Source organism: Streptomyces wedmorensis (genome assembly GCF_000716445.1).
Classification (GTDB): domain Bacteria; phylum Actinomycetota; class Actinomycetes; order Streptomycetales; family Streptomycetaceae; genus Streptomyces; species Streptomyces wedmorensis.
In genome coordinates this window covers 1-7,272 of sequence record NZ_JNWK01000116.1, presented here as the reverse complement: position 1 = coordinate 7,272, position 7,272 = coordinate 1, and the positions used below count along the sequence as shown (strand labels likewise).

Genomic DNA, 7,272 nt, shown 5'->3' with positions numbered 1-7,272 from the left:
CACCGACCCCAAGCCCTACATATGGACCAAGACCGCAGACGAGATCCTCGAACGCCTCGCCTCATATCTGAACAGAATTCCTGACTCAGAAGACTAGGGAGCGCGGAAGAGGGTGGGGAAACGCGGGGCGAGCCAGGGCTTGCGCCCCCAGCCGAGCGCCCTGCCACGGGCGATCGCGGGCCAGGGGTCGATGCGGCCGAGGGCCAGGAGCAGGAAGGTGACGGGCTCGGTGAGGATCCTGCAGTCCGGCCGCGCGGGCGGTTCGGGTGCGACCCGGACCAGGCCGTCGGTGATCGTGACGCCGAAGCCGGAGCCACCCCGGAGGCGTACCGCGAAGGCCGCGGTGAGACCGGCGACGGCGTCCGGGTCCGTCACCCTCGGCATCACCTGGATCATGAACGGCATGCCGAGCTCCACCCGGTGCGCGTCGACCATGTGCGGGCGGCGCAGGGCGCGGGCGAGGTCGTAGCCGTGACCGAGCATGTGGGTCAGCAGGTACGAGCCCAGGACGGCCGGGTTCATCCCGCCGAGCGGGGTGGCGAGCGGCTCGTCCGGGTCCCGCTCCTCGACGGCGTCGAGGAAGGCGGCGGCCTGGGCCGTGATCATCTCCGCGAGCGGACCGGGCGCCCGCTCCGCGAACCCCGCCAGCGCGCGTTCGTTGGCCTCGGCCAGGCTGCCGGGCGTGCCGTCCCCGTAGGGCCGCTCGTGTCCGGCGGCCAGCTCCGCCATCAGCGCGTTCGCCTGCGCCAGGTGCGCGGCGGCCTCGCCCACCGTCCAGGTGGAACGGGGCACGGGCAGCCCACCGCCGTGGCCGGCGCCGCCCGGCCCCGCACCCCCGGGTGCCGTCTCCCCGGCCGCCCGGCCTCCGCCCGGCGATCCGCCGCCCGCCTCGCCCGGCGATCCGCCGCCCGCCTCGCTCCGCGCCCCTCCGCCCGCCTCGCTCCGCCTCCGCGGTTCGCCTTCCGGCCCCGCCGCCGTGCGCAGGACCGCGGCGATGTCCTCGGCCGTCCCGCGTATCGCCTCGGCCAGGCCCGCGGGAAGCACCCCGCTCGTTCGTGCCGTCATGGACCGCCCCTCCCTCGGCTTCGGCGGCCCGCTCGGAGCGCCGGTAGGTGAGGGACCGTACCAGCGAGTAGCACGGAGGGGACCCGTCGCGTTCGACCGGTCTCGCGGGGCCGCCCCCGAGGCGTCGCGGGGGTGCTAGCTTCCTCCCCGTGACGGAGCACCAGGACGAGACCAGGGCGGCCTACGACGAGGTCGTCGAGCTGTACGCGTCGCTGTTCGCCGACCGGCTGGAGACGCGGCCGTTCGCACGGGCCATGGTCGGCACCTTCGCGGAACTGGTGCGCGAGACGGGGAACCCGCGCGCGGCCGACGTCGGGTGCGGGCCGGGGCATCTGACGGCCCTGCTGTGCGACCTGGGGCTGGACGCCTTCGGGCTCGACCTGTCGCCGGCCATGGTCGACCACGCCCGGCGGGCACATCCGGACCTGCGGTTCGACGAGGCCCGGATGGAGGCCCTGCCCATCGAGGACGGGGCGCTGGGCGGCGTACTGGCCCACTACTCGACGATCCACACCCCGCCCGGGGAGCTGCCCGCGCTGCTCGCCGAGCTGGCACGCGTCCTCGCGCCGGGAGGCCTGCTCCTGGCCACGTTCTTCGCGACGGACGGCCCCGGCCCGGTCCGCTTCGACCACAAGGTCGCCCCCGCCTACAGCTGGCCGGTGGACGACTTCGCCGACCTGCTGGCCGGGGCGGGGCTCACGCCCTTCGCCCGCCTCGTGCACGACCCGGCCAGTGAGCGGGGCTTCCTCGAAGCCCATCTGCTGGGCCGCGCTCCGTAGCACCGAAAGTAGGTCCCGCACGGTGTGCATCCGGTCACATCGGGCTCGCCTACTGCAAACTAGTAGGACGTCCTAGTATTTCTCGTGTACCGCTTGCCTCCCCTGGGAAGGTCCACATGACCGCTCTGCACCGGCCCGTGCACCCCGTCCGTCTGGTCACCGCCTCGGCGCTCTTCGACGGACACGACGCCTCGATCAACATCATGCGGCGGATCTTCCAGGCCCAGGGGGCCGAGGTGATCCACCTGGGGCACAACCGGTCCGTGCAGGAGGTCGTGGACGCCGCGATCGAGGAGGACGTGCACGGAGTCGCGGTCTCGTCGTACCAGGGCGGGCACGTGGAGTACTTCGAGTACCTGGTCGAGTCGCTGCGCGAGCGCGGCGCGGGACACATCCGCGTGGTGGGCGGCGGCGGCGGCGTGATCGTGCCCGAGGAGATCACCCGGCTGCGCAACAGCGGCGTCACCATCTTCTCGCCCGAGGACGGGCAGCGGATGGGCCTCGCGGGGATGATCAACTCTGTGGTCAAGGACTGCGACTTCGACCTCTGGGACGGCGGTCCGGCCGACCCGGCGGCGGTCCTCGCGGGAGACCGGTTCGCGATCGCCCGCGCCGTGACGGGCGCCGAGCTCGGCAAGCTGTCCCCCGCCTTCCTCGACCGGCTGCGCGCCGCCGGCGCGGAGCGCGTCACTCCCGTCCTCGGCATCACCGGCACCGGCGGCTCCGGAAAGTCGTCGCTGACCGACGAGCTCGTCCGCCGGCTGCGCGTCGACCAGCAGGACAAGCTGCGCATCGCGGTGATCGCGGTCGACCCGACGCGCCGCCGCGGAGGCGGCGCGCTGCTCGGCGACCGGATCCGGATGAACTCCCTCGACGGCGACCGCGTCTTCTTCCGCAGCCTGGCCACGCGCGGCAACCACGAACTGCCCGAGCACCTGGCCGACGTGATCGACGTCGTCAAGGCCGCCGGCTTCGACCTGGTGATCGTGGAGACGCCGGGCATCGGCCAGGGCGACGCGGCGATCGTGCCGTTCGTCGACACCTCGCTGTACGTGATGACGCCGGAGTTCGGCGCGGCCTCGCAGCTCGAGAAGATCGACATGCTCGACTTCGCCGACGTCGTGGCCATCAACAAGTTCGAGCGGCGCGGTGCCAAGGACGCGCTGCGCGATGTGGCGCGCCAGCTGGTCCGCAACCGCGAGGCGTTCGACAAGAGGCCGGAGGACATGCCGGTCTACGGCACCTCGGCGGCCACCTTCAACGACGACGGTGTCACCGCGCTCCACCAGCACCTCAAGACCGCGCTCACGGAGCGCGGCCTCACGGTCGACACGGGCACGCTGGCCCCGGTCGACGTACGCCACTCCTCCGGGATCCGGCAGGTCGTCCCCGCCGACCGGGTGCGCTACCTCACCGAGATCGGCGAGACGGTGCGCGCGTACCACGTGGAGACCGAGCGGCTCGCCGAGGCGGCCGGGCGCGTCCAGCGCCTGGACACGGTCAAGGGCGAGCTCGTCCAGGCCGGCCACGACGACACCGGCGTGGACGCGCTGCTCGCGGACGCCCGCAAGCGGCTCCCGCACGAGGTCGCGGACCAGATCGAGAACTGGCCGGCCGTCGTGGCCTCGTACTCCGGGGACGAGCAGGTCGTGACGATCCGGGACAAGGAGATCCGCACCAAGCTGACCCGCGAGTCCCTGTCCGGCAACAAGATCCCGCGGGTCGCCCTGCCCCGGTTCACCGGCCACAACGAGCTGGTGCGCTTCTGGCGCCGCGAGAACCTGCCCGGCCACTTCCCCTTCACCGCCGGCGTGTTCCCCTTCAAGCGCGACGGCGAGGACCCCGCGCGGATGTTCGCCGGCGAGGGCGACCCGTTCCGCACCAACCGGCGGTTCAAGCTGCTGTCCGAGGGCCAGCCGGCGACCCGGCTCTCCACCGCCTTCGACTCGGTCACCCTGTACGGCCGCGACCCCGGCGAGCGCCCCGACATCTACGGCAAGGTCGGCACCTCCGGCGTCTCGGTCGCGACCCTGGACGACATGAAGGCGCTCTACGACGGCTTCGACCTGATCGCGCCGACGACCTCGGTGTCCATGACGATCAACGGCCCGGCGCCGACGGTCCTCGCGTTCTTCCTCAACACGGCCGTCGACCAGCAGATCGACAGGTTCCGCGCCGTCGAGGGCCGCGAGCCCTCCGCCGACGAGGCCGCCGGACTCCGCGCCCACGCGCTCGCCACCGTCCGCGGCACGGTCCAGGCCGACATCCTCAAGGAGGACCAGGGCCAGAACACCTGCCTGTTCTCCACCGAGTTCTCGCTGCGGATGATGGCCGACATCCAGGAGTGGTTCATCGCGAACAAGGTCCGCAACTTCTACTCGGTGTCCATCTCCGGCTACCACATCGCCGAAGCCGGCGCGAACCCGATCAGCCAGCTGGCCTTCACGCTCGCCAACGGCTTCACCTACGTCGAGACCTACCTCGCCCGCGGGATGGACGTCGACGACTTCGCCCCGAACCTGTCGTTCTTCTTCTCCAACGGCATGGACCCCGAGTACTCCGTCCTCGGCCGCGTCGCCCGCCGCATCTGGGCCGTGGCGATGAAGGAGAAGTACGGCGCCAACGAGCGCTCCCAGAAGCTGAAGTACCACGTGCAGACGTCCGGGCGCTCCCTGCACGCCCAGGAGATGGACTTCAACGACATCCGCACCACCCTGCAGGCGCTCATCGCCATCTACGACAACTGCAACAGCCTGCACACCAACGCCTACGACGAGGCCGTCACCACCCCCACCGAGGAATCCGTCCGCCGCGCCCTGGCCATCCAGCTGATCATCAACCGGGAGTGGGGCCTGGCGATGAACGAGAACCCCCTCCAGGGGTCGTTCATCATCGACGAGCTCACCGACCTGGTCGAGGAGGCGGTGCTCCAGGAGTTCGAGCGCATCAGCGAGCGGGGCGGCGTGCTCGGCGCCATGGAGACCGGTTACCAGCGCGGCCGCATCCAGGACGAGTCGATGCTCTACGAGCAGCGCAAGCACGACGGCACCCTGCCCATCATCGGCGTCAACACCTTCCGCAACCCCCACGCGGACACCGCCGAGCCCGTCGCCGTCGAACTCGCCCGCGCCACCGAGACGGAGAAGCTGTCCCAGCTGGAGCGGGTCCAGGACTTCCAGACCCGCCACCACGACCAGGCCCACGCGGCCCTGGCCGCCCTCAAGGAGGCCGCGACCAGCGGCGTCAACGCCTTCGCCGTCCTCATGGACGCCGCCCGGGTCTGCACCCTCCAGCAGATCACCGAGGCGTTCTTCGAGGTCGGCGGCCAGTACCGCCGCAACGTCTGACCCCGCCCCGCGCCGGGAGAACGGCTCCGGGACGACGCCCGCCCCCGTGTACGCACGGGGGCGGGCGTCGCCGTTCCGTCGGTCAGGTGAGCACGCGGACGCCGCGTGCGTCGGGCCCGCCGGACGCCCCGGACTCCGGCGCCTGCCCGCCCCGGTGTCACTCCGGATCGTTCCGGATGCCGGGCCGCTCTCCCCCCGTCCTACGGTGTCGGGGACCGTCCAGCGGACCGTCCGGTCCGGAGCCCCGGGGAGCAGCGTTGCCGACGACCGCCGTCACGGGGCGACCGACGTCCGACGCGCTCGGGCACCGGGAGCGCAGGGTCCTCTCCGCCGTCGGCTGCGGTCTGCGGGACGACGAGATCGCGGCCGCGCTCGACCTCCCCGAGAAGACCGTCGCCGACGACCTCGCACGGGTCCTCGTGAAACTCGGTCTGCGGGACCGGGCCGCCGCCATCGTCCACGCCTTCGACACCGGCCTGGTCGCCCCCGGGCGCGGCCCCCGCAGCCGGGCGGCGGGCCGTCCGGCACCTCGGGCCACGGCCGTCCGGGTCCGCGCCCCGCGGCTGCGGATCTCCGTGCTCGGGCCGTTGCGCGCCTGGCAGGACGGGCGTCCGCTGGGCCTGGGGCACCTGCGTCAGCAGGCGGTGCTGGCGGCGCTCGCGCTGGGCGCGGGGCGGACGCTGAGCCGGCGGGAACTCCTGGACGGCGTCTGGGGAACGGAGCCGCCGGCCGCGAACGTGGTGCCGGTGTACATCTACCGCCTGCGCAAGGCCCTCCGTGCCGACGACGGCCCGGACACGGTCATCGAGCACGCCCGGCACGGCTACCGCCTGGTTCCCGGTGCCGTCGACGTGGACCTCGCGCGGATGGAGGAGCTGGTCGCCGACATGGGGGCGGCGGACCGGGCGGGCGATCCCGTCGAGGCGGTACGGCTGTGCTCGCGGGTGCTCGAACTGTTCCGCGGCGAGCCCCTCGACGGTCTGCCGGGGCCGCTCGCCGACCTCCAGCGGGTACGGCTCGGCGAGCGCAGGATCGCCGTCGCGCGGCGGAAGGCGGAGTGGCAGTTGCGGCTCGGCCGGTGCGCGGACGCCGTCGCCGAGCTGTTCGCCCTGTCCGCGGAGCATCCGTTGAACGAGCCGGTGGCGTCGATGCTGATGCGCGCGCTGTACCGGGACGGGCGGCAGGCCGAGGCGCTGGCGGTGTTCGACCGCACCCGCCGTCGTCTCGCCGACGAGCTGGAGGTCGCTCCGAGCATGCTGCTGCGTCGCACGCGCCGCATGATCCTGTGCGGGGACGAGGCCGGTCCCGGCGATTCCATCCGCATTTCATCGCTCCCTCCTACTGTCGGCCGCCGACGACCTGGGAGGTCCGAGTGAGAGAGTCACGATCTTGGTGGGGCAGACTCCTGCTGCCCCTGCTGGCCGGCGCGCTCCTGCTGGTCGCGCCCGCGCCGCCGGCCGCGGCGGGCGCGGCGGGCGCGGCGGGCGCGGCGGGCGCGGCGGGCGCGGTTTCCTCCGACCGCGGCGGCCCGATCACCCGGGGCGAGGTGATCTGGCGTGCCCAGTACTGGGTGGACCAGCAGCCGCCGTACAGCCAGGGAGCGTACGTTCCCGGGCCCGGAGACGACTTCGCGTACCGCACCGACTGCTCCGGGTTCGTCGCCATGGCCTGGCATCTCGACGCGAACCCGAACACGCAGGGCCTGCCGAACTTCTCGCATGAGATCGCGCGAAGCGAGCTGAGGGCCGGCGACATCCTCAACTCGTACTACAACCACGTGATCATCTTCCACGAGTGGGTGAACGACCAGGGCGGGTTCTCCTACTACAGCTTCGGCGGCGGCTCCAGCGGGGTGGAACCGCCGGGGCACTTCTTCGGGAACATCGACAGCGCCTCGATCGACGGCCATCCGAACGGCGACTACAAGGCCCTCCGGTACGACGGCATCGTCGACGAGCCCGAGGCGCGCAGGCCCCACCCCAACGCCTCCGGCCGGGTGGTCTCCGCACGGTCGTCGGACGGCCGTCTCGAGGCCTTCGCGGCCGGCGCCGACGGCGTGTACCACGCCTGGCAGACCGAGG

Annotated in this window: 4 protein-coding genes and 1 pseudogene; 4 read left to right on the top strand and 1 reads right to left on the bottom strand. The window is 72.5% G+C overall.

Annotated features, from left to right (window positions below):
* Window positions 1-93: 93 nt before the first annotated feature.
* Window positions 94-1,065, bottom strand: coding sequence for a maleylpyruvate isomerase family mycothiol-dependent enzyme (locus OO54_RS40380; RefSeq protein ID WP_033212595.1), 972 nt, complete (start codon window positions 1,063-1,065; stop codon window positions 94-96).
* A 149-nt stretch (window positions 1,066-1,214) separates the two neighbouring features.
* On the opposite strand from OO54_RS40380, the gene OO54_RS40375 reads away from it, so the two are divergent.
* From OO54_RS40375 to OO54_RS46645, 4 genes and pseudogenes are all read left to right on the top strand, one after another.
* Window positions 1,215-1,844, top strand: a complete 630-nt coding sequence (locus OO54_RS40375; RefSeq protein ID WP_033212593.1) for a class I SAM-dependent methyltransferase — start codon at window positions 1,215-1,217, stop codon at window positions 1,842-1,844.
* Window positions 1,845-1,960: 116 nt separating this feature from the next.
* Complete coding sequence (icmF, locus tag OO54_RS40370; RefSeq protein ID WP_033212591.1) at window positions 1,961-5,191, top strand: fused isobutyryl-CoA mutase/GTPase IcmF; 3,231 nt, start codon at window positions 1,961-1,963, stop codon at window positions 5,189-5,191.
* Window positions 5,192-5,448: 257 nt separating this feature from the next.
* Window positions 5,449-6,567 carry an AfsR/SARP family transcriptional regulator gene (locus OO54_RS40365; RefSeq protein WP_033212589.1) on the top strand — a complete coding sequence of 373 codons (1,119 nt, stop codon included), beginning with the start codon at window positions 5,449-5,451 and terminating at the stop codon, window positions 6,565-6,567.
* Window positions 6,564-7,272: pseudogene (locus OO54_RS46645) on the top strand (C40 family peptidase); the annotation flags it as partial. The gene OO54_RS40365 and the pseudogene OO54_RS46645, both read left to right, overlap by 4 nt.

What these genes read in the sequence shown, in the direction of transcription:
- OO54_RS40380 (WP_033212595.1), bottom strand. Translation starts at nt 1,065, where the DNA reads ATGACGGCACGAACGAGCGGGGTGCTTCCCGCGGGCCTGGCCGAGGCG.
- icmF (WP_033212591.1), top strand. Translation starts at nt 1,961, where the DNA reads ATGACCGCTCTGCACCGGCCCGTGCACCCCGTCCGTCTGGTCACCGCC.